This window comes from Psychrobacter sp. DAB_AL43B, from assembly GCF_900168255.1.
Classification (GTDB): Bacteria; Pseudomonadota; Gammaproteobacteria; order Pseudomonadales; family Moraxellaceae; genus Psychrobacter.
On the sequence record NZ_LT799838.1, the window covers coordinates 1,503,366 to 1,523,728 of the forward strand.

Annotated in this window: 20 protein-coding genes and 1 pseudogene; 6 read left to right on the forward strand and 15 right to left on the reverse strand. The window is 42.6% G+C overall.

Annotated elements, in window-relative coordinates; all coding sequences use genetic code 11:
• Together DABAL43B_RS06660 and DABAL43B_RS14245 are read right to left on the reverse strand one after the other, a co-directional pair.
• Complete coding sequence (locus tag DABAL43B_RS06660; RefSeq protein ID WP_079691645.1) at window positions 1–1,551, reverse strand: M16 family metallopeptidase; 1,551 nt, start codon at window positions 1,549–1,551, stop codon at window positions 1–3.
• 94 nt (window positions 1,552–1,645) lie between these two features.
• A complete protein-coding gene (locus DABAL43B_RS14245) occupies window positions 1,646–1,798 on the reverse strand; it encodes a hypothetical protein (protein WP_171996337.1) in 153 nt (50 codons plus the stop codon).
• Window positions 1,799–2,537: 739 nt separating this feature from the next.
• Here DABAL43B_RS14245 and ftsY point away from each other — a divergent pair.
• The gene (gene ftsY / locus DABAL43B_RS14500; RefSeq protein WP_079693055.1) at window positions 2,538–3,623 is read left to right on the forward strand and encodes a signal recognition particle-docking protein FtsY; all 1,086 of its coding nucleotides are present in this window, start codon (window positions 2,538–2,540) and stop codon (window positions 3,621–3,623) included.
• A 65-nt stretch (window positions 3,624–3,688) separates the two neighbouring features.
• Window positions 3,689–4,261 (forward strand): methylated-DNA--[protein]-cysteine S-methyltransferase, encoded by a 573-nt coding sequence (locus DABAL43B_RS06670; RefSeq protein ID WP_079691646.1) that lies wholly within the window; start codon window positions 3,689–3,691, stop codon window positions 4,259–4,261.
• A gap of 88 nt (window positions 4,262–4,349) precedes the next feature.
• On the opposite strand, the gene DABAL43B_RS06675 is transcribed toward DABAL43B_RS06670, so the two are convergent.
• A complete protein-coding gene (locus DABAL43B_RS06675) occupies window positions 4,350–5,099 on the reverse strand; it encodes a YebC/PmpR family DNA-binding transcriptional regulator (protein ID WP_079691647.1) in 750 nt (249 codons plus the stop codon).
• Between the two features lie 342 nt (window positions 5,100–5,441).
• Here DABAL43B_RS06675 and DABAL43B_RS06680 point away from each other — a divergent pair, with 342 nt between their 5' ends.
• On the forward strand, window positions 5,442–6,272 hold the full coding sequence (locus DABAL43B_RS06680) for an ion transporter (RefSeq protein ID WP_079691648.1): 831 nt from the start codon (window positions 5,442–5,444) through the stop codon (window positions 6,270–6,272).
• Between the two features lie 37 nt (window positions 6,273–6,309).
• Here DABAL43B_RS06680 and DABAL43B_RS06685 read toward each other — a convergent pair whose 3' ends face one another.
• Together DABAL43B_RS06685 and aroQ are read right to left on the reverse strand one after the other, a co-directional pair.
• Window positions 6,310–7,611 (reverse strand): ABC1 kinase family protein, encoded by a 1,302-nt coding sequence (locus tag DABAL43B_RS06685; RefSeq protein WP_079691649.1) that lies wholly within the window; start codon window positions 7,609–7,611, stop codon window positions 6,310–6,312.
• Between the two features lie 152 nt (window positions 7,612–7,763).
• Window positions 7,764–8,249: a type II 3-dehydroquinate dehydratase gene (gene aroQ, locus DABAL43B_RS06690; RefSeq protein WP_227516775.1), complete on the reverse strand. Its 486-nt coding sequence runs from the start codon at window positions 8,247–8,249 to the stop codon at window positions 7,764–7,766.
• 602 nt (window positions 8,250–8,851) lie between these two features.
• Between aroQ and DABAL43B_RS06695 the strand changes: the two genes are divergently transcribed.
• Both DABAL43B_RS06695 and DABAL43B_RS06700 read left to right on the forward strand, forming a co-directional pair.
• Complete coding sequence (locus DABAL43B_RS06695; protein ID WP_011513806.1) at window positions 8,852–9,067, forward strand: cold-shock protein; 216 nt, start codon at window positions 8,852–8,854, stop codon at window positions 9,065–9,067.
• A 278-nt stretch (window positions 9,068–9,345) separates the two neighbouring features.
• Window positions 9,346–10,500 (forward strand): DEAD/DEAH box helicase, encoded by a 1,155-nt coding sequence (locus DABAL43B_RS06700; RefSeq protein ID WP_079691651.1) that lies wholly within the window; start codon window positions 9,346–9,348, stop codon window positions 10,498–10,500.
• Between the two features lie 99 nt (window positions 10,501–10,599).
• On the opposite strand, the gene DABAL43B_RS06705 is transcribed toward DABAL43B_RS06700, so the two are convergent.
• From DABAL43B_RS06705 to DABAL43B_RS06750, 10 genes and pseudogenes are all read right to left on the reverse strand, one after another.
• On the reverse strand, window positions 10,600–11,454 hold the full coding sequence (locus DABAL43B_RS06705) for a sulfite exporter TauE/SafE family protein (protein WP_079691652.1): 855 nt from the start codon (window positions 11,452–11,454) through the stop codon (window positions 10,600–10,602).
• A 99-nt stretch (window positions 11,455–11,553) separates the two neighbouring features.
• The gene (gene ccoS, locus DABAL43B_RS06710; protein WP_079691653.1) at window positions 11,554–11,847 is read right to left on the reverse strand and encodes a cbb3-type cytochrome oxidase assembly protein CcoS; all 294 of its coding nucleotides are present in this window, start codon (window positions 11,845–11,847) and stop codon (window positions 11,554–11,556) included.
• A 130-nt stretch (window positions 11,848–11,977) separates the two neighbouring features.
• Complete coding sequence (locus DABAL43B_RS06715; protein ID WP_079693056.1) at window positions 11,978–12,751, reverse strand: YdcF family protein; 774 nt, start codon at window positions 12,749–12,751, stop codon at window positions 11,978–11,980.
• A complete protein-coding gene (murB, locus tag DABAL43B_RS06720; protein ID WP_264753852.1) occupies window positions 12,741–13,781 on the reverse strand; it encodes a UDP-N-acetylmuramate dehydrogenase in 1,041 nt (346 codons plus the stop codon). The genes DABAL43B_RS06715 and murB overlap by 11 nt, the downstream gene beginning before the upstream one ends.
• A gap of 211 nt (window positions 13,782–13,992) precedes the next feature.
• A complete protein-coding gene (locus DABAL43B_RS06725) occupies window positions 13,993–14,490 on the reverse strand; it encodes a low molecular weight protein-tyrosine-phosphatase (RefSeq protein ID WP_079691655.1) in 498 nt (165 codons plus the stop codon).
• 383 nt (window positions 14,491–14,873) lie between these two features.
• Window positions 14,874–15,296, reverse strand: a complete 423-nt coding sequence (locus DABAL43B_RS06730; protein WP_413771830.1) for an RNA-binding S4 domain-containing protein — start codon at window positions 15,294–15,296, stop codon at window positions 14,874–14,876.
• Window positions 15,297–15,569: 273 nt separating this feature from the next.
• On the reverse strand, window positions 15,570–16,208 hold the full coding sequence (locus DABAL43B_RS06735; RefSeq protein ID WP_079691656.1) for an FMN-binding negative transcriptional regulator: 639 nt from the start codon (window positions 16,206–16,208) through the stop codon (window positions 15,570–15,572).
• 29 nt (window positions 16,209–16,237) lie between these two features.
• Window positions 16,238–16,375, reverse strand: a pseudogene (locus DABAL43B_RS14380) (excalibur calcium-binding domain-containing protein); the annotation flags it as partial.
• Between the two features lie 378 nt (window positions 16,376–16,753).
• Window positions 16,754–18,307 carry a threonine ammonia-lyase, biosynthetic gene (gene ilvA / locus DABAL43B_RS06745; protein WP_079691657.1) on the reverse strand — a complete coding sequence of 518 codons (1,554 nt, stop codon included), beginning with the start codon at window positions 18,305–18,307 and terminating at the stop codon, window positions 16,754–16,756.
• Window positions 18,308–18,448: 141 nt separating this feature from the next.
• Window positions 18,449–19,330, reverse strand: coding sequence for an IS982 family transposase (locus tag DABAL43B_RS06750; RefSeq protein WP_079691658.1), 882 nt, complete (start codon window positions 19,328–19,330; stop codon window positions 18,449–18,451).
• A 288-nt stretch (window positions 19,331–19,618) separates the two neighbouring features.
• Here DABAL43B_RS06750 and rpiA point away from each other — a divergent pair, with 288 nt between their 5' ends.
• Window positions 19,619–20,278 carry a ribose-5-phosphate isomerase RpiA gene (rpiA, locus tag DABAL43B_RS06755; RefSeq protein WP_079691659.1) on the forward strand — a complete coding sequence of 220 codons (660 nt, stop codon included), beginning with the start codon at window positions 19,619–19,621 and terminating at the stop codon, window positions 20,276–20,278.
• Window positions 20,279–20,363: the final 85 nt, after the last annotated feature.

A 20,363-nucleotide genomic window follows, 5' to 3' on the forward strand; every position in this document is an offset into this window, starting at 1 on the left:
TTATTTGCCTTTGGCTTCTTTTTTAGCTGGCGCTTTAACTTGCTTTTTAGTTTGGTCTTTAGGCGGAACGATATGCATCACCGTTAAATTATCTTTTACTAAGTACTTTTTACTAGCCGCTTGGATATCTGCAATCGTTACGCTATCGAGCTTGGTTGGCAGTTTGGCAAGCAACCTATCATCAAGACCGATAGATTGTAATGAGCCAATCATGCGCGCCTGACCTTCCATACTGTCTTGCGCGTACACAAGACCCGTGACGGTATTGGTTTTGGCACGATTGATTTCATCTGCGGCAATTGGATCAGTTTTAAGCTTTTCTATTTCAGAGATTATAGCTTGCTGTGCTTGCTCTAAGCTGACGCCTTCACGCGGGGTCGCTTGTATCAAAAACAGCCCATCGCCGCGATCCAGTAGATCATAGGATGTACCCACTGTGGTGAGCAGACCTTGCTCGCGTATTAGTCTGCTCTCAAGGCGTGCAGATAGGCCACCATCTAATACGTCCTGAGCAAGCGAGAGCGCATAAGCCTGCTTTTCATTGCTTGTGCCTGCTGTTACAAGGCTCGGTACGTTATAACCCATTAATAAGACAGGCACTTGTACTGCTTGCTCGGATGCCACTTGCTGATAACCCCGAAAGCCTTTTTGACTGACAGCAGGACGCTTAGGTAGCTTACTTGGTGTCAGCTCGCCAAAGTAACGCTTCACTTGAGTTAAGACTTCGCTCGGCTCAACATCGCCGACGATGACTAAGGTTGCATTATTTGGCGCATACCATATTTTATACCAGTCTTTTAAGTCGGAAAGCGTAATCGATTCAAGCTCATTCATGGGTCCGATGACCGACTCGCCTTTAGGGCTATTCGGCAAAGCAAGCAAGCGAAATGATTCATAAGCTTTGGCAAGTGGATTGTCATCGGTACGCTGACGGCGCTCTTCCATGACGACTTGATGCTCTTTGACAAATTCTTTCTCATCAAATACCAAGTTTTTCATACGATCCGCTTCAAGCTCTAACGCTAAAGGAAAGCGGTTGGCGGGGAACAGTTCGTAATAACCGGTATAATCGTAGCTCGTAAAGGCATTATTGACGCCACCGAATTTGGCAATCAAGCGCTCATAATCAGCACTTGAAACGTCCGCAGTTCCTTTAAACATCATATGCTCGAGCACATGAGAGATACCGCCTTTATCAAGCGGCTCATCGGCTGACCCTACGCGATACCAAATCTGAGTCATGACCACGGGCGCACGGTGGTCTTCTTTAACTACTATTTTTAGACCGTTTTCTAACTGATACTCATGGCGACCGGACATATCCATGGTCAGCGCTGATGATTGCTCAGTCTCTTTAGGGGCTTTATCCTGACCTGCTTTATTTTGACTCAAAGTATTTTGAGACACTGAACTTTGAGACACTGGACTTTTAACAGCAGACACTGGATTAGAATCAATGACATTGGTTTGGCAAGCCGCAAGCGTGGTTGCCATGGCTAAGGTAACGGCGAGGCGTAGAGAGAGAGCAGTTAGCGATAAAGGTGAGGACATGGTATGTTCTACTTATATAAAAGGGAAACTTTTAAACGGGCAGCTTGTAAATTGATGCGTGAGTATATCAATTTTCTTCATAGTGCTTAAGCCATTATATAGACTTATGCGCCCCAACCATTACACTCGCGGTTGGTTTAAATTCTTGTGTCGTACTGCAACCTGTCGCTGATAGCGCCATCGTCGTTAGTAATACAGCAGCGCTAATATGGGTGATTTTTTTATAATAAATGGATAGAGATAGCATTAGATATTCCTAATATAAAGTGGTCGGATAAGGCTGATAGAGTGTTAAAAACTAAGTCCCGCTAAGGGTAGGCGAAGTTTGGCATCTCAAAGGTCAGATTTTTGTGTCTAAACCTTAAGCGAAACTTACTCAAAAATCGTGTTATATATGGGATTTTCTATCGAATAGTTTTTATATTGCCTGTTATATCGCCTTCTACATTACTTAAAGATTTTTGCCATTTGCCTGCGTTCTACGATGCTAAAGGATGAGCTTAACTTGAATTATGCTAAACTAGGCTAAAAACAATCTTCCAGTTAAGTCATAGAAAACTGACAATAGACAGATCAAATTTTAGAATAAACAAATTACTGATAATGATAACTTTTAGGGCAAGCTTATGAATAACCCCAATAATAGCAATCGTGTGGTCATCAATCTTGACGGTGGTCTTGATGACTTAGATGACGATGATATTACCTTACCCAGTCTGCCGGTGCAATCTGTGCCCATCATCGATGAGCCTGAAGATATTGCTCCAACTAAGGCTGATATTGATGAAAGCACCGCAGATAAGCAAATAACGCCTGCCATAAATCAAAAAGTCTCAAGCACCGATACGGCAGAAAGCATTGCTTTAGGCGCACCCATTATCATGACAGAAAAGCACAGTGCCGCTGAGAGTACCTCAGAAAGCTTTTCAAATACCAATAAAACAGAATCGACGCCGCAGGCGGTTTCTGCGCCAAAAATCCCCACCATGCCCTTACAAGACCAGTTAGGGGATCGTCCAAGCGTTACTGCTGCTAATACCAACACAAACGTAGGCAACGAGCCATCTAATATTCAGCAAACAACGGCAGTAGAATCGCAAGAAACTAAAGAGTCGCAAGAGGATCAGGAAAACACAAAAAAAGGCAGCTGGTTTAATCGGATGAAAACGGGTCTGAGTAAGTCACGTAAAAACTTAGCTGAAGGTATGGTGAGCATCCTTATTGGTGGCAAAGAAATTGATGATGAGCTGTTAGAGGAAGTCGAAGACCAGTTACTGGTTGCTGATATCGGTGTCAATGCCACCAACCGCATTATCAAGAGCTTAACTGAACAAACAGCCCGTGGTGATTTAATCTATGCGCATTCACTGTATAAAGCATTACAAACTGAGCTGGTTGATATCTTAACGCCAAAGGTTGCGCCGCTCGTCATTGATACCAGCAAAAAACCTTTTGTTATCTTGGTCGTCGGTGTTAATGGCGTGGGTAAGACCACGACTATCGGTAAACTTGCTAAACGTCTACAAGGTGAGGGTAAATCAGTGATGCTGGCTGCTGGTGATACTTTCCGCGCCGCTGCCACTGAACAGCTGCAAATATGGGGTGATCGCAATAACATTCCAGTCGTGGCGCAAGGTCATGGCTCTGATAGTGCCTCCGTAATCTTTGATGCCATGCAATCTGCTAAAGCAAAAAATATCGATGTATTGATTGCCGATACGGCTGGGCGTTTGCAAAATAAAACTCATCTAATGGCAGAGCTTGAAAAGGTAGTGCGGGTGATGCGTAAAGCCGATCCAAGTGCACCGCATGAAGGGATGATTGTACTTGATGCTGGCACAGGTCAAAATGCGATTAACCAAGTTGAGTTATTCAATAAAGTGGTGCCATTAACCGGTATTACGATTACCAAACTAGATGGTACTGCTAAAGGCGGTGTGGTCTTTAATATTGCTGAAACGACAGACGTGCCTATCCGTTATATTGGCGTTGGTGAGTCGATTGATGACTTACGTGCCTTTAGTCCAAAACAATTTGTCGCCGCACTTTTCGAGACTGATGATAAAGAATAGCGCTCAACAGTTCGTTTTAGCCAATAAACGAGTTTTGAAAATATAACGATTTGAGAGGAAAAGTCATGATAGTCACCACAGCAGCTTTTGGATCGCACCAGCTAACATTAATTGCTAGTGTCAATGAGCATAGCAGTCCTAAGCTGGTTGAAGTCAATTGGCTGCTGGCAGGTAACTCTTGGCACAGCTCAAAATCTATTCCCAAACTTAAAAAACACTATGGCCTTGTCGATCAGAGCTTCACATTCATAGATAAAGACAGCCTAAGCAAAAGCGAACCAGCTCAAGCTTTACTAATAGATGCTATAGCACAATTAGAGGGGTATTTTAAGGGTGAACGTCAGGGGTTCGATTTACCAATAGATGCAAGCTTGGGAACCAAGTTCCAGCAACGAGTTTGGCAGGCACTACAAGATATTGGTTATGGCGAGACCATCAGTTATGCAACGCTAGCAAAAAATGTAGATAATCCCAAAGGGTTTCGCGCCGTTGCCAATGCCAATGGTAAAAACCCCTTTAGCATTATCGTCCCTTGTCATCGAGTAATAGCTAGCGATGGTAAGCTTGGTGGTTATACAGGCGGCTTAGATAAGAAAGAGTATTTATTGGCCTTGGAAGGGGTGAGATGTAAATCATAATAAAGCCATGTAAAACTGTGCTCTCATGAATTGGAAAAGCCAAACGTTTTTAGCGTTTGGCTTTTTTGTGCTTAGTAATCAATGAAAATTATTGCTCAAGCTGCGCCATAACGTCATCTGAGAAGTTCACATTGCTATAAACCTCTTGTACGTCATCGATATCTTCTAACATATCAATCATTTTCATTACTTTTAAGGCGTCATCAATATTGTCAATCTCGGCACTGGTGGCTGGTGCCATGGTGACTTCAGCATTGTCAGATTCTAAGCCTGCCGTATTTAAGGCATCTTTAACTTGACCGAAATTTTCCCATTCAGTGATGACAAGAAGGCTTTCACCATCATTTTCAATATCAAGCGCGCCAGCATCTAACGCCGCCAGCATGACTTCTTCCTCTAAGCTGATATCGTTAAAAGTGATTTCACCGCGCTTAGTAAATAGATATGCCACTGAGCCTGAGGTACCAAGATTGCCCTCATTTTTGGTAAAAGCATGGCGCACTTCGCTGACCGTTCGGTTGAGGTTGTCAGTCAAGGTTTCGACTAATACTGCAACGCCACCGATACCATAGCCTTCATAGCTCACCTCATCCATATTGTCATTGTCATCGCCGCCTGTGCCGCGAGCCACTGCCCGATTGATGGTATCTCGAGTCATATTGACTGATAGGGCTTTTTCAATAACGGCACGCAAGCGTGGATTTTTATCAGGGTCAGGGTCACCTTGCTTGGCAGCAGAAACAATTTCACGAATAATTTTGGTAAATACTTTGCCTTTTACCGCATCCTGACGGGCTTTACGGTGTTTAATATTTGCCCATTTTGAATGGCCTGCCATATGACATCCTTAAGTGTTACGAGTTATGTATTATACGGATAAAAAATTTATTGGTAAAATTTTTTGTACTTGTTGAGATGTTTTTATTTATGATTGCGCTGTTAATCTAAGGTAATCAATCTGTCAGTAAGTTGACGATTTGTATGTCGTTAATAGCGCTTTTTTGCTACACTGCTACTTTCTATCTACTGACCAACTATCGATTATCACTGTAGCGGTCAATAGCAATAATACTTCCAATATTATAAACCACTTTAGCGCATTTTGACCAACCTTGGCTTATTCATGCCATCCTAAATCGTTCGGTTTTATGCCCATTAATCTTGTGACTTTATTGACCCTATGAAGCAACCAAATACCGAAGCCATTACTCATTTACGTAACCGCATTCATATCATTATCGAAGGCACAGATACTCGTTTGGGTAAGCTGTTTGATATCATATTGCTGATTGCCATTTTAGCCAGTGTAGCCGTAGTGATGCTCGATAGTGTACTCTACATGCGCTTGCAATACGGCACATTGTTTTTTTATGCGGAATGGTTTTTTACTATTTTGTTTACGATTGAGTATAGCCTTAGGTTGTTTTCAGCGCCCAATCGATTCCGTTATGCGTTTAGCTTTTTTGGGGTAGTGGATTTATTGTCGGTACTACCAAGTTACTTAAGCCTACTATTTGGCGGTGTGCAGTATCTATTGGTTATTCGCATACTACGCATCTTACGTGTATTTCGCGTGCTCAAACTCGAAGTATACATGCAACAAGCAGGTTTTTTGGCTTCTGCGCTTAGAACCAGCCAGCAGAAAATTACGGTTTTTTTCTTATCATTGGTCTTATTGGTGACCATTTTTGGCTCGATTATCTACGTCGTAGAAGGGCCGGAGAACGGATTTACCAGTATTCCAGTGTCTATTTATTGGGCAGTTGTGACGGTAACCACAACCGGCTATGGCGATATGTCACCTAAGACGCCAATCGGGCAAGCGATTGCATCTATGGTGATGATAGCGGGTTACTCTATTATTGCCGTACCGACGGGTATTTTCACTGCTGAGCTGGCTCGTAATATGCGTCCGCAGTTGAACCCTATAGCCTGTCCAAACTGTGGTAAATTCGGTCATGCAGTCGGCGCAGATTTTTGTGATCGCTGTGGCCATGCGCTACACGTATAGCAAGCATTAAAATTTATTCTTCAGAGTCTATAATCACCTAGAATTCTATATATTCTTTAACCAGCGGCGATAAATCTATTGTCACCCCTAGGTTAACAAGATTCCAATATTGACCCGAAATCGTACGATCTAGCATCATCGTGGTTGCTGAGGGCTGGAACTGACCAAAATATTTTAGCGATGTGCGCATTTGTGCGATGGCTTCATGATGGGTTTGACTACTAGCAAAATCAAAAGCACCATCTTGATACGGTTTGATAGACATGGGTTTAAGCCCAATCTCTAGCCACTTCTCATAAAACTCGCCAGGCACGATTTTATCATCATCACGGCGAATATCTAAGGCAATTAAGTCCTGCTCAAGTGCGGTCACATCACCTTTTAGGGCATGCTTGGCAAACCGGCGGAATAACTTCACTTCACTATCACTATAGCTGCGAATGCCACCGAAATCGTATGCTACAACACTACCATCAGCCCGAAAAGCAAAATTACCTGGGTGTGGATCACAGTGCATTCGGTATAAGCCAAACAGCTGTCCGGCGCTAAAATGAAACAGTCGCGCTGCGATTTTTTGTTTAATATCATTATCCCATGTCGATGCCACTGTCAGCGTTTCGCCCATCTCTTCAGTCAAGGTCAAAATCCGCTTGGAAGAATGACTGCTAATGACTTTAGGGATAATTAAGCCTTTATCTTCTGCATGAAAGGCGCCAAATACTCGTAGGTTATGCGCCTCTTTAATATAGTCGAGCTCATCATGTAAGCTTTGGCGAATCTCGTTAAATAGCTGTTCTTGCAATTGCTTACTCATATTTAGCACACCAGCGATTTTAAGCGCCATGCGTACTTGTTTAAGATCGCTATCACAGTTTTCATCGACATCAGGGTACTGTACTTTTACCACAACTCTTTGCCCAGATGGCAAAACCGCTCGATGCACTTGTCCGATAGAGGCGGCGGCAAAGGGTGTTTCTTCAAACTCAGTAAACAACTCGTTAACAGGCGCTTTAAGCTCACGTTCAATTTGTGCACGTATCTGCGCATAAGGCATCGGCGGGGCGTCTTTTTGTAGCTTTTCTAAAGCGTTTGCGACTTCAGGCGGAAACACGTCTTTATACTGTGAGGCAATTTGCCCTACCTTCATAACCGCGCCTTTCATTTCACCAAGCGTTTCGGCGATTTGAATACCGACGTCTTGCATCAATTCTGAGCGCGCTTGTAGACGTTTTTCTTCGTCACTTGAGAGATGCCTTAATGAGTTTTTAGCTGCTTTGCCGGCGATACTTGCTGTCATACCAGCAAGTTTCATAAAGCGTTTTCCGGACGATTTTGCCATTCATATCACCATATAGTGGATTGTTTGCTCAGCCATAATTCTATTATTTTAATCAGCCAATTGCTGTTTAACTACTGTGCTAAAGGTCACGTTTTTTTGCTTGAGTTATTATATTTTTCATTGTTAATATCGATACAAGTAACCATAAAATATTAATCATTGAATGTTATGGAATAAGTATTGGTTAGCCAATAATCTAATGCCATCTGATAACCTAAATGCCCTAGGCCACAAATAACGCCGACGGCCACATCACTGAAATAAGAATGTTGACGAAACGATTCACGGGCATGTACGTTAGATAAGTGAACTTCTATAAATGGTTTTTGTGTCGCCAAGAGCGCATCGCGTATCGCGACAGAGGTATGAGTAAAGGCGGCAGGGTTGATAATGATCGCGTCGACTTGATTGCTGGTGTCTGCCAATAGTCCATGATGCTGAATCTCATCGACAAGTTTGCCTTCATGGTTGGACTGACTGCAAACCAGTTCCACACCATATGCTGCGGCGCGCTTGATTAAGGAGTTTTCAATATCCGCAAGGGTGGTATGACCGTAAATCTCAGGCTCACGTTTACCCAATAAATTCAGATTAACGCCATTAATTAACAGTAACTTATGCGTTAACTGATGCGTCAAGGCTATATCGTTTTTTTTATGAGAAGGTTTTGCCGTTTTTATTGATTGAGAAGGGGTGGTCATAATAATCTCTATGGCTATCAAGGGGCGAATAAATCGTACAGGGTTTTTATAAGGGCTGGATAAATAGAATGGTCGTAGAATAGAAAATTCGACTGTCGCCTAACAAGGGTCTAAAAATAATACCCTAAGCTGAGTATTCTAGTCTTTATCCCTTTATGATAACAGCTTGCCAGTTATGTTATAAAAAAACTACATCAAAAGCTAACCTAAGTGGCAAAAATCATGTTAAAAGTCTTTGTGTTGCTAAAAACCCGTGTTATGATATTTTTTACGCAATAAATATTACATGTTTGTTGCTCATTCTAGTTTGGTTGATTATTAACGCTTTTTTACTAAAGTGGTTTTAGTTTTTTTGCCAAAGGCTAGAAGTAGGAAATTTACTATACGCTAAATAATAAAAGGCATTATAAAACTTTTGTTTTTCGCTAATAGTAGGTGAAGTAGGACTCTTAAATTTTGATTTCATAATCTTAGTACCCGTTTATATGCAATGTTGCAAAGGAATTTGGGGCTAAGTAAACTTTTTAGGAAGTAATATTATGTCAGCTCGTGAGCAAGGTATCGTTAAGTGGTTTAATGACTCAAAAGGCTTTGGTTTCATTCAACGTGATAGCGGAGAAGATATTTTTGTGCATTTCCGCGCGATCCAAGGTGATGGTTATCGCTCTCTAAAAGATGGCGAAAAGGTTGAGTTCAGCGTTGTAGAAGGTGATAAAGGCCTGCAAGCTGAAGAAGTCAGAAAAGTAGAAGAGTAATCGCTACAGTCATTATCGCAGTTTAGCTATAATGACTGTACAAACTACTGATATACTACTGAGTCAAGCCAGTCTTGTCTTACTTATGTTGAGTGTAATGCAGCATATTTTGTAAGACTATAAATGGGCTTGGCTTTTTTATGCTTATAAGTTTTACAGAGTTTTGCCTGACGGTTGCTATTGGTTAGTGGTTATCGTTTAGTAGAGGCAGTTAAGCCTTATAATAAGTCATTTATTTATTGATGATATACAAGCGAATTATATAAAAGGATATTTTTTTGAGTAACTTTACGACGTTTACGGATTTGCCACTTTCAGCAGCTACTTTACGCGCGGTAGGCGATTTGGGTTTTACTAAACTGACACCCATTCAAGCACAGATACTACCGCATACCCTAGCAAATCAAGATGCTATTGGGCAAGCACAAACGGGTACTGGCAAGACGGCAACGTTTTTACTGACCATAATGGAGGCGTTACTTAAGCGTCCTTTTGCAACGGATGAAGAGCGTTATTTAGGTGAGCCACGTGCAGTCGTTATGGCACCAACCCGTGAGCTTGCTCAGCAAATATTTGATGATTGTATCGCCTTGACCAAATACACCTCCTTACATAGCGTCTGCATTATGGGTGGTACCAATTATGAAACCCAGCAGCATGAGCTGGAGCGTCAATATGTCGATATTTTGGTTGCAACGCCTGGGCGTCTGATTGATTTAATGAATAAAGGCATGGTATATCTTGATCGTGTCGAAGTGCTGGTATTAGATGAAGCAGATCGCATGCTGGATATGGGTTTTATCCCAGATATCAAGCGCTTAGTCGGTCGTATGCCGCCCAATACCGATCGTCAAAGCTTGTTATTTTCTGCCACCTTTAACCAAGATGTGATGAATTTGGCTTATCGCTGGTTACATGAGCCACAGTTTGTCGAAATTGAGCCTGAGCATAAGACCAGTGAGCTGGTAGACCAGCATTTTTACTTGTTAACAGAAGATCAAAAACTAGAAGCTTTAGAGCGTATCATCACTGATACCGCAGTAGAGAAGGTGATTGTTTTTGCCAATCGTAAGGATCAAGTAAAACGTCTGTACCATAAGCTACGCCAAGGGCATAAAATCGTTATGCTATCGGGCGATGTGATTCAACAGAAACGCGAAAAGTATTTACAGCGCTTCAAAGACGGTCATGCATCGATTTTGGTAGCGACCGATGTAGCAGGACGCGGTATTCATGTCGATGATGTTAGCCATGTGATTAACTATACGTTGCCAGATCAGCCAGATGATTATGTACACCGCATTGGTCGTACAGGGCGTGCTGGGCAAACAGGTATTAGCATTAGCTTTGTGAGTGAAGATGATGCTTTTAATATACCTGCACTAGAGAAGCATTTAGATACTAAGTTTAGTCTTGAGCAGTGGCAGCAGTAGCAACTCTTTAACTGCTGAGCATTAAAAAAGCCCTCAACAAATTGTTGAGGGCTTTTCTGTGTTGATATGTTTTTTTGCTATGATGATAATAACACTTAACTACTGAGTTTCCTCCATAGTCGTTGAGTCATCATTCATATTATGCATACTGTGGTCCATTTGGCTCATATCATGACGAGTGGAGTCATCTGGGTCAGATATCATCGTGGCAGGACTGCCGTGCTGCATTGCCGCATGACTACCAGCACCATTAGTACCACTACTCATATCATGACCACCATGCATATTCATCATTATCATAGGGACAAAAGCGATGGCTAAGCCAGATAATACCATAATAGCGCCATTAAGCTGTCTTAAGCGAAAACGTCCAATCTTGTCACGCATCCAGCCGACCGTTTCGTGAGTGGCAACCAGCATCGGTACTGTTCCTAAGCCAAAGACAAACATCAGCGCCGCGCCACTTAATGGGTTGTGAGCGACTACTGCAATAAGTAGGGCGCCATATACCAATCCACAAGGCAAAAATCCCCATAGAAGACCGGCAGACAATGCCCGCGGAAAGGTGTTTAGCGGAAACACTTTTTGGCGTACAGGACTAAGATACTGCCAAAAGCGCATACCAAAACGCTCAAGTTTACTTAAAAATGGTGCGCCAAGCATGGTCACGCCGACAAATACCAGTACCAAGCCCAATAAAATACGCGGTAGACTGTTACCCTTCATTAAAGGCTCTAATAAGGTTGTGCCAATAAGTCCTGCGACTAAGCCCAAAAATGCATAGCTGGTTAGACGACCTAAATGATACGTCGCAACCAATGCACGGCGCTTAGCTGGGCTGACGTCTTTCATAGACAGACCAAATGCGGTCACTAGCCCGCCACACATACCTAAGCAATGTGGTGAACCAAAAAAACCCATTAACAATGCAGCAACTAGTAAAGCTGTAGTCATGGGAAGATTCTCCTAAAAATGGTAAAGGACGCACCGACTTATCTCTATCGTATCTAGCGAAAAAACAAGCAGGTAACGCATTTGTAAAATAGCCCGAGGCTATATTTTTGGATTGCTATCTGTATCAGAAGGATGGACTGATTCTATGTCAGCATTATTTATTTTATCATCAACTTTGTCAGTTGCAGCTGTATGCGTGTCTTGCTGAAGAGGCTCTGTGCGCTCATGAGCTTGTATGGTTTGCCGACGCTCTTGACGATCATCCAAGATAATACGCTGTGATGCGTTGTCTAAATCTTCGAATTGGTTAGATTTTACGGCATAGCGCACTGCCCAAATCGCCACCACAAACAGCATGAGACTTAATGGAATTAATAAAAATATACTGAGCATGGCAAATCTCTTTAATAGCAGTTTCTTTTATTATTATACACTTAATGCAAGTGTGGTGGAGAACCTGTAACGATAAAAGTAGGCGGGCAGATACTTATGAGATGATATTTTTCTCAACTAATAGCAAGCTCTATTCATCAGGTGCTTTTGCTACCTTACCTCTTGGTGTCATGAGCTGCTGTGAAGTCACGTCTTTGGCTTGGCGACAGTTGGCTTGTGGACGTATAACATCACGTAAATAAGCAGCAACTTCATAAACCGCGCGCCGTGAGTGACTCAAGTTTTGCGCCGGTTCCATCCAATCGCGTCTAACTGGCAAAGGGGCATTAATCGGAGTGCTGTTGATGCCGTTTAACGCAAACTGTCTGCGAGCACGGGCCATATGGTAGCGATCGGTAATAAGATAAACATGATGGAGGGGAATGCGCTTGGCGGTAAAGCGTGCATTTTCGCAGGTATTCATACTGGCATTTTCGCTGATTAAGCCATCAATACCATGTTCGATCAGCCACTGACCAAGCCAAGGCGCTTCAGCACCGCTTAGTACGATAGGTAGGGGTAGATCGTGATAGGCAGTCGCAGCTGTACGAGCACGATTGAGACTATAGCTATTTAGAATAATTTGATTATTATTGTCATTGGTCAGACCGCCACCTAACACAACATAGGCAGTCGGCGGCGAGCTCATGGCGGCAGATGGCATATTTGGTAAGGGTAAATGGGCTAAGATGTAAACAACGGCTTGTGAAAATAGTGGGGTAAACAAACTAATAAGTACTAAAATAACCGTCGTTGAGCCCAGCAAAAAGGTAGCATTGATAATCCGAAACAGCTTGATCATACGTTCAGCTGAACGCAAATAATGTCGCCATAGACGATTAGACCATGACTGTTTAGACCACATGCTCGTCATACCCGATGGAGCCATTAGCATTTACCCACACCGGCTCGCGCGATAATGATATCGCAAATTTTTCATACACGACATCGGCGATATATTGTTGGGCTACTGCCACATCGTTTTGGTTTGCTTGATAAGGGGCGTGATTGGTCAGTACTAAGGCTTGCTGCTGATGGGTAATAATAGGCGCTATACCGCCACCTTTTAGACTCGCTTGTTCAATAAGCCAGCCAGCAGCGACTTTTACCGTCGCCTCAGGCATGGCATAGCCAACAATAGCAGGATAAGCCGCTTGTAATGCTGTAAATTGCACTTGAGAAATAATAGGGTTCTGAAAAAAACTGCCACAGTTTGGCAACTGTTTAGGGTCAGGTAGCTTTTGCTGACGGATATTGATAATGGCGTGCATGATGTCAGTTGGCGCAGGCTGCTTGCGACCTTGCTGCTCGGCATAACTTTGCGCGACGGTTTTTACATCGCCATAGCTGGCCAACACTTTTGTCGCATCTGTATGCAAACGAAAACCCACGCGACTGATTAACCACATATTGGGATGACGTTTAAAGAGGCTGTCGCGATAGCCAAACTTGCAGTCTGCCGCTGTTAGATGATGCCAAGTTTGTGTTGTTAAATGATAGGCGCGCACATACTGTAAGCTATCTTCTAGCTGGACACCATACGCACCGATATTTTGTACAGGAGCGGCACCAGTGAGACCAGGTATTAGCGCAAGATTTTCAAGTCCATACCAGCCTTGAGTCACAGTATGCACAACCAAGTCATGCCAATTTTCACCTGCCATGACTTCTATATCAACATGGCTATCTGTTTGCGCCGTCACACGGATACCGCGCATCTGTGGTTGCAATACGATAGCATTTAGCTGCGCGGGTAATAACACATTGCTACCGCCAGACAGTACGAATAATGGCTGCTTATGCTCTGCATCTTCTACATAGTGTGCCATAAAAGCATCAAGCTGCGCCTCATCCGTCAATGTCACGACAGCATCGGCAATACACGCTAAAGCCATAGTATTGCTATGGGATAAATCCAATGTTTGACGGCATGATAAACTTGCTACGTCATCAGTTGGCAGCTCATATTGAGCATGTTTAGCGCTGTAATTAAGGCGTGAAGCTGAGGTCATAACATAGCCTATAGGGCAAATAAACAAAAAATCATGCGGTGTTTATTATAAAGGATGCTGGGTATAAAAGTAGCAGAAATATCGCGCTTTATTGCTATGATATCTTCCAGCTTTCGATCCACCCTTGTGCACTTGATTCAATGCGTTCAATCACCTCTTCAAACGCATCTGCATCGCCTGTATAAGGATCTGGCACATCGTCGCCGCCATAGGTAGGGTCTTCTTCACTGAATAACGCCAGCTTAGCTAAATTATTCTCTGTGTCTGCTATACCGTCTTTGATTGATTGCAGATCCGCTAAATTTTGCGCATCCATCGCTAAGATTAAATCAAAATCGCGAAAATCATCAATGCTGACTTGGCGCGCAACCAATTTATTGATGTTATAACCATGAGCTTTGGCATGGCGCTGTGCTCGTTCATCGGGCGCATGACCGATATGCCAATCACCCGTACCCGCTGAATCGACCTTCATTGACAGTCCTGCAATCGCTGCTTGCTGACGAAAAATCTCTTCGGCAGTTGGTGAGCGGCAAATATTCCCCAAGCAAACCAATAGGACAGATGAGGGAGTAGAGGCTTTGATTGGCATATGATGACCTTTTATAATAATAAATTATAACAACAAAAAAACATGCTATCAAAACCAGCATTGGTAGTGTGGTTTATGAGCATGCTATCGAGTGAATTAATTGGCTATAGCGTAACGGTTAATGCCTTGAATGGCAAGGGCAGAGACTAAACAATAGGGTCATTCAGTCCGCTAAATAATAGATAGCTGCTGACCCTATTATTTTTGCAATGAGTGAGAGCGGCTGCTGTTAATGCTATAGTAGATTCACTTTAAAAACGATACAGTGCTATTGGCTATAAATTTTTTGCAGCCTCTGTCATGCCTGCGAACAGCAAGCAAGAAAAAATGATAGCAATAGCACGTTATTACAATCGTATAACTTTTATTTTGAACTGACTATATTAGTCTTGACTGCTTTTAAAGCGTTGTAAATCACGACGCTCTTTTTTATTAGGTTTGTTATCAGGACGGGCAAGATTGGCAAGTTTACGCTGCTCGGCATAATAGGCACGGCGCTCTTCACTTTCCTTAGTCTCTGAATATAGCACTTCGGCAGCAGTAGCATTACCACGTTGCGCAGTTAGCGCTTCGACAAGCACGGTTTTTTCAGTCATCGCGGTCGCTGAACCTTGGCGGATAGTTAATTCATCGCCGACCGAAATCTCTTTACTGGTCTTCACACGGCTACCGCCATAGTGTACTCGTCCGCTTTCGATAGCTTGTTTGGCAAGCGTGCGTGTTCGATAAAAACGCGCCGCCCACAGCCATTTATCAAGACGGATTTTGGCTAAGCCTTGATTTTTAGCATCCATATTATTTTTCATAATAGCTACTCTGCATTAATGTCTGTATTGATTTAAAATAAGATATTATCAATGAGATTAGGGCATATTTGATATTTGCAAACAGTTTTTTACGGTTAGTCGTATATATAGTAAGTTCAAAATAAAATACGTACGACTATCACAACACTCTGCTGATATAAATTTTTCTCGCTTGCTGTGCACTTCGCCAGACAGAGGCTTCAAAAAATTCATACCAGCAATACTATATTCTCTTTAAAGTGAATCGACTATAGTAAGCGTGATAGAGTCAAATTAACGATGATTGCACTCGGCAACTTTTATAGCCATCGCTGCGGCATCGTTTGTATTTAACTTCTCTAAATCAGTGATCACACCTGCGATGTTTTCTGCTGTTTTATTTTGGCTTAATTTAAATTGGGCTTGGATGGAATCTATAGGAAGTTTAAAGCCGATAATGCCTCGACACATAGCATCGATATAAGCAGCGGGTGCATCCTCTAATGACCAAGGGTTGTCTGAAACGATCTCTTGCTGCGCGGTCATGGTTTCCAGTATCCACTTAAGCTTGTCTGTATCTTCGATCAATTCTATCTTAGATTGAATATGTATACTTTGATAGTTCCAAGTGGGCACTTCTTTATGAGTTTTTGCTTTGCTGGGATACCAATTGGGACTGATATAATGCCCTGTATCTTGAAAAATAATTAACCACAAGGTATCTGGCAAGGCGTCTTGATAAATAGAGTTTTTCCGACCGAAATGACCATAAAGGCAGCCGTATTGTGAATGATCATCATGCCAAAACAAAGGAATATGACAGGCTTCAATGCCTTTGCTGGTTTGCGCAATCAAGGAGGCTAATGGCTTAGCTGCTATAAAATTAAGGATGTTTTCAAGATTTTCTTCGGCAAAAATTGAAGGTATGTGCATGATATTCTCAGTTTATATTTTATATAAAATCAGTTACACCACTGTTTTTCACAAGGTATACCATCATTATTACCGTCCATTTTTGTATTGGAACAATGCTGTATAAAATAAGTCGCTTCTGCGCACGAAGTCATCTGAGAGCAATGCTTTCTGCCATCACATGAAAAGCTGAGCGCTGCTGGTTGTGGAGCTAATGTTGGTTTTACTGCCGAAACTGATGTTGAATTCGGATCTGAACCTGAATCAACATACGTTGGAGGTATGTCTATATCATCAAAGTCAGTAGAGGTGAATGCAACCTCAGTTGAAGTGTCAGTCGTAACATCAGTGGTGGAGTTGCTTGTAGAATTTTTAGGTTGGAGGATTTTATAACCCACAAGTGCTAAGGTTAATAACACTACCATCATTAATATCTTTTTTATCACTACTTAGTACTCATCAATAATTACTATAAACGAATAATCGCTATTAAATCATTAGTGCAGTTTTTTAATGACTTAGATTAAAAAACCGCACTGATAGATGATAACTTACAGCTATTGTATCTACTTTAAAAACAACTGATAACCAATATTGTCATTGAGCATGGTGCAGTCATAACCAATATCAAGAAGGGCATCTTGCAGCTGGCGAGAGTTACCCTCAGAAGCTTGTAAACCTACCAATACACGACCTTCGGCAGCACCATGATTGCGATAATGGAAAAGGGTGATATTAAAATCGTCGCCAAGTTTTTCTAAGAAAGTAAGCAAAGCGCCTGGGCGTTCTGGGAAAGTTACTTTTAATAATTGCTCATTTTCAACATGGGCATGACCACCAATCAAATGACGGATATGCGATTTCGCGATATCATCATCAGTTAAGTCATGTGCTGCATAACCATCAGCGGCCAATTGATCACTAATGGTTTGACGCTCTTTATCACCTTCTTTTAGGGCAATACCCACAAAGATTGCTGCAGGATCCATAGAGTCTGGTGATTTTTTGCTATCTGCACGGTAGTTAAACTCAGTAATATTACGTCCGTGTAGGCTACGACAGAAGTTTAAGAACGCCCCAGTCTGCTCAGGGATAGTTACACCAAAGATGGCTTCCTTTTTTTCACCAATCTCAGTACGCTCAGCGATATAGCGTAGGCGGTCAAAGTTCATATTGGCACCGCAGATAATGGCCACGCAATTTTTGCCTTGTATATTATTGGCTTCTATATATTTTTTCATGCCAGCGACTGGTAACGCACCAGCGGGTTCAACAATACTGCGATTCTCTTCAAAGATGTCTTTGACGGCAGCACATACTTCATCATTGCTACAAGTCACGACTTCAGGTTCGACGACAGGCCCTGATTTATCGCTCTTCTGCATACGAACGATATCAAAAGGCAATTCGCCAATCTGTGCAACTGCCACACCATCGACGAACAGTCCGACTTGTTCAAGCTTAACGCGCTCATTTGCTTCAAGCGCGGCTTTTAGACAGGCTGATTGTTCAGCTTCTATAGCGATAACTTTGACATGCGGGGCAACTTCACCTAAAAACGCTGCGACGCCTGAAATAAGACCACCGCCACCAACGGCAACGAAAACATAGTCCATATTACGCCACTGCTGGGTCAGCTCAAGTCCGATAGTACCTTGTCCGGCAATTACCAGCTCATCATCATAGGGTGGAATAAAGGTCAAACCTTCGGTCTCAGCACGATTGATCGCATAACGATTGGCTTCATCGAAGCTATCACCATATAAATCGACATTTCCGCCAAGTGCTCTAACCGCATCTACTTTGATGTCAGGTGTGGTGGTCGGCATCACAATAATATTGTTTAGTGATAATTTTCTTGCAGAGTAGGCAACGCCTTGCGCATGGTTGCCTGCTGAGGCACAAATAACGCCACGCGCTTTTTGCTCATCGCTCAATTGGCTGATACGGTTATAAGCACCGCGCAATTTAAAGGATTTGACCGGTTGTAAATCTTCTCGTTTAAAACGAATATCATTAGCAAAACGTTGGGTCAGCTTGGGTGCCGCTTCAAGTGGCGTTTGAATGGCAACGTCATAGACGGTGGCTTGCAAGATGGCTCGTACCCAGTGTGACAGCATAACGGTTCCTAATCTAGATGATAAATAAAGAGGTGATATATGAAGATAAAAATGAAATAGATTAGCCTATGCTGATTTTTAGCATCTTGCAAGGCGCAATTGCAATTTTCATGCGTATTTTTATAAGGCTATACCCCACTCTCAACTTGAAATAAGCAAATCAAACTGAAGTGGCGGGTTACCAAGTTTTTTGTTGAGTACAAAGCATAGATTATGTGACAGAATTTTACGAATCAATCGATGAGACAAATGCCATAAATCTCTTGCTCGTACCCTTTGTATATTAAATCGTTCTGATAGCTGACCAATGACTGTTTCAACGATACGGCGGGTTTTCATCAGCCGCCTTACCACCGGTTTGGGTCTATCCTCTTTCATGTTGGCTCTGAGTGGCGTTTGTAAATCCACTCCTTGAGCGTCGTAGTACGATGTCAGACTAGGGCTGATATACCCTTTATCAGCGCCGAGCAAACCATGGATATTGTCAGTAATATCAGGCGCAACCGCTCTTTCATCAACATTGGCAGGGGCAACGGTAAAGCCTTTAACCATGCCCGATAAGTTAACCAGCAAATGTCCCTCAAAGCCATAGTACCTCTCTTGCTTAGCTGCACAGTAGCTAAAAGCCGCTACGTCTTGATAGTTTTTATGCCGATAAGCGCGTCCATAATGACAGACGGGTATCGGAAAACCATCCATAAAATGGATGTTGTCACGGCCCTCAAGTTGACTGACTGTATCTTGTATCCGCTGTTTGACCTGCCACAGATTCGCGCAATGCTTTGCGAAGTTAGGATATGAGCCGATGGCTGGAAACCAAGATTGCCAATGCTGGGTAAAGTATTGCCAAATCTGTTTGTCTTGATCAAGGTTTAAAAATTCACCGACCAGTTCCATGCAAATAATCTCAGGATCACTCAGCTTTGGCGCGTAACCTGCACCTCGCAAGGGTTTGGTGACGACTATTTTGTAATATTGCTCTACCATTAAATAGATATTGATGATAAATTCGTCTATGGGCATCTCATGACTCCGTTGTATTCTTGGTCGAAAACAATAGATTAGTGAGATGCTCTTCTTTTTTCAATCCCTTTCGATGTTGAGAGTGGGGTAAGGCTATAGCAATTGACATAGCCTTATAAGGATTGAGTGGCACTTATAAAAAACATCAACAAAAATAAAGGGTAAATTAAAGTGGTTAGCAGGCCGACTCCGTTATAGCCATTGGTTATCGCTATCAGTTATAATGGCCGCGCATTTTACCTCTTTACCTCTTTTACATTGATAAATTAATCTTGCCAAGGATTTATGATGAGTGATCAGCACGCACAAAAGCAAGCTGCTGCTAAGGCCGCGTTACGCTATATTGAAGACGATATGATACTCGGCGTGGGGACGGGCAGTACGGTTAATTGTCTAATTGAGTTGCTACCTAAGTTCAGGCTTGCCGGTGCAGTGGCCAGCTCGCAAGTTACAGAAGATAGACTTCGCGCACTTGGCATTGAAATCGTTGATTTAAACTTCGCTGGTACGCTTGATGTTTATATCGATGGTGCAGATGAAGTAAACGCGCATTTGCAATTGATTAAAGGTGGTGGTGGCGCGCTTACACGTGAAAAAATCGTCGCTGCAGCATCCAATAAGTTTGTCTGCATGGTCGATGACAGTAAAGTGGTTGAGTTCCTTGGACGCGAGTTCCCTGTGCCGATAGAAGTGTTACCGCAAGCGCGCTCATATGTCGCACGGCAATTAGCACAGTTGGGCGGTGATCCAGTATATCGTGAAGATTTTGTCACTGATTATGGTAATGTTATTTTAGATACTTATGATTTAGATGTCAGCAATCCGCTAGTACTTGAGCAGCAATTAAATAATATCGTTGGCGTGGTGTGTAACGGTATTTTTGCCGCCAATCAAGCAGATGTTTTGTTAAAGGCGGGTAGTGATGGGGTGCAAACCATAACGCGCTAATTGTTGTTTAATATTGATAGCTCAAAATATTTGAACCATAAAAAAGGCAGATCACTTAGCGTAATCTGCCTTTTTTGTGCGCCGC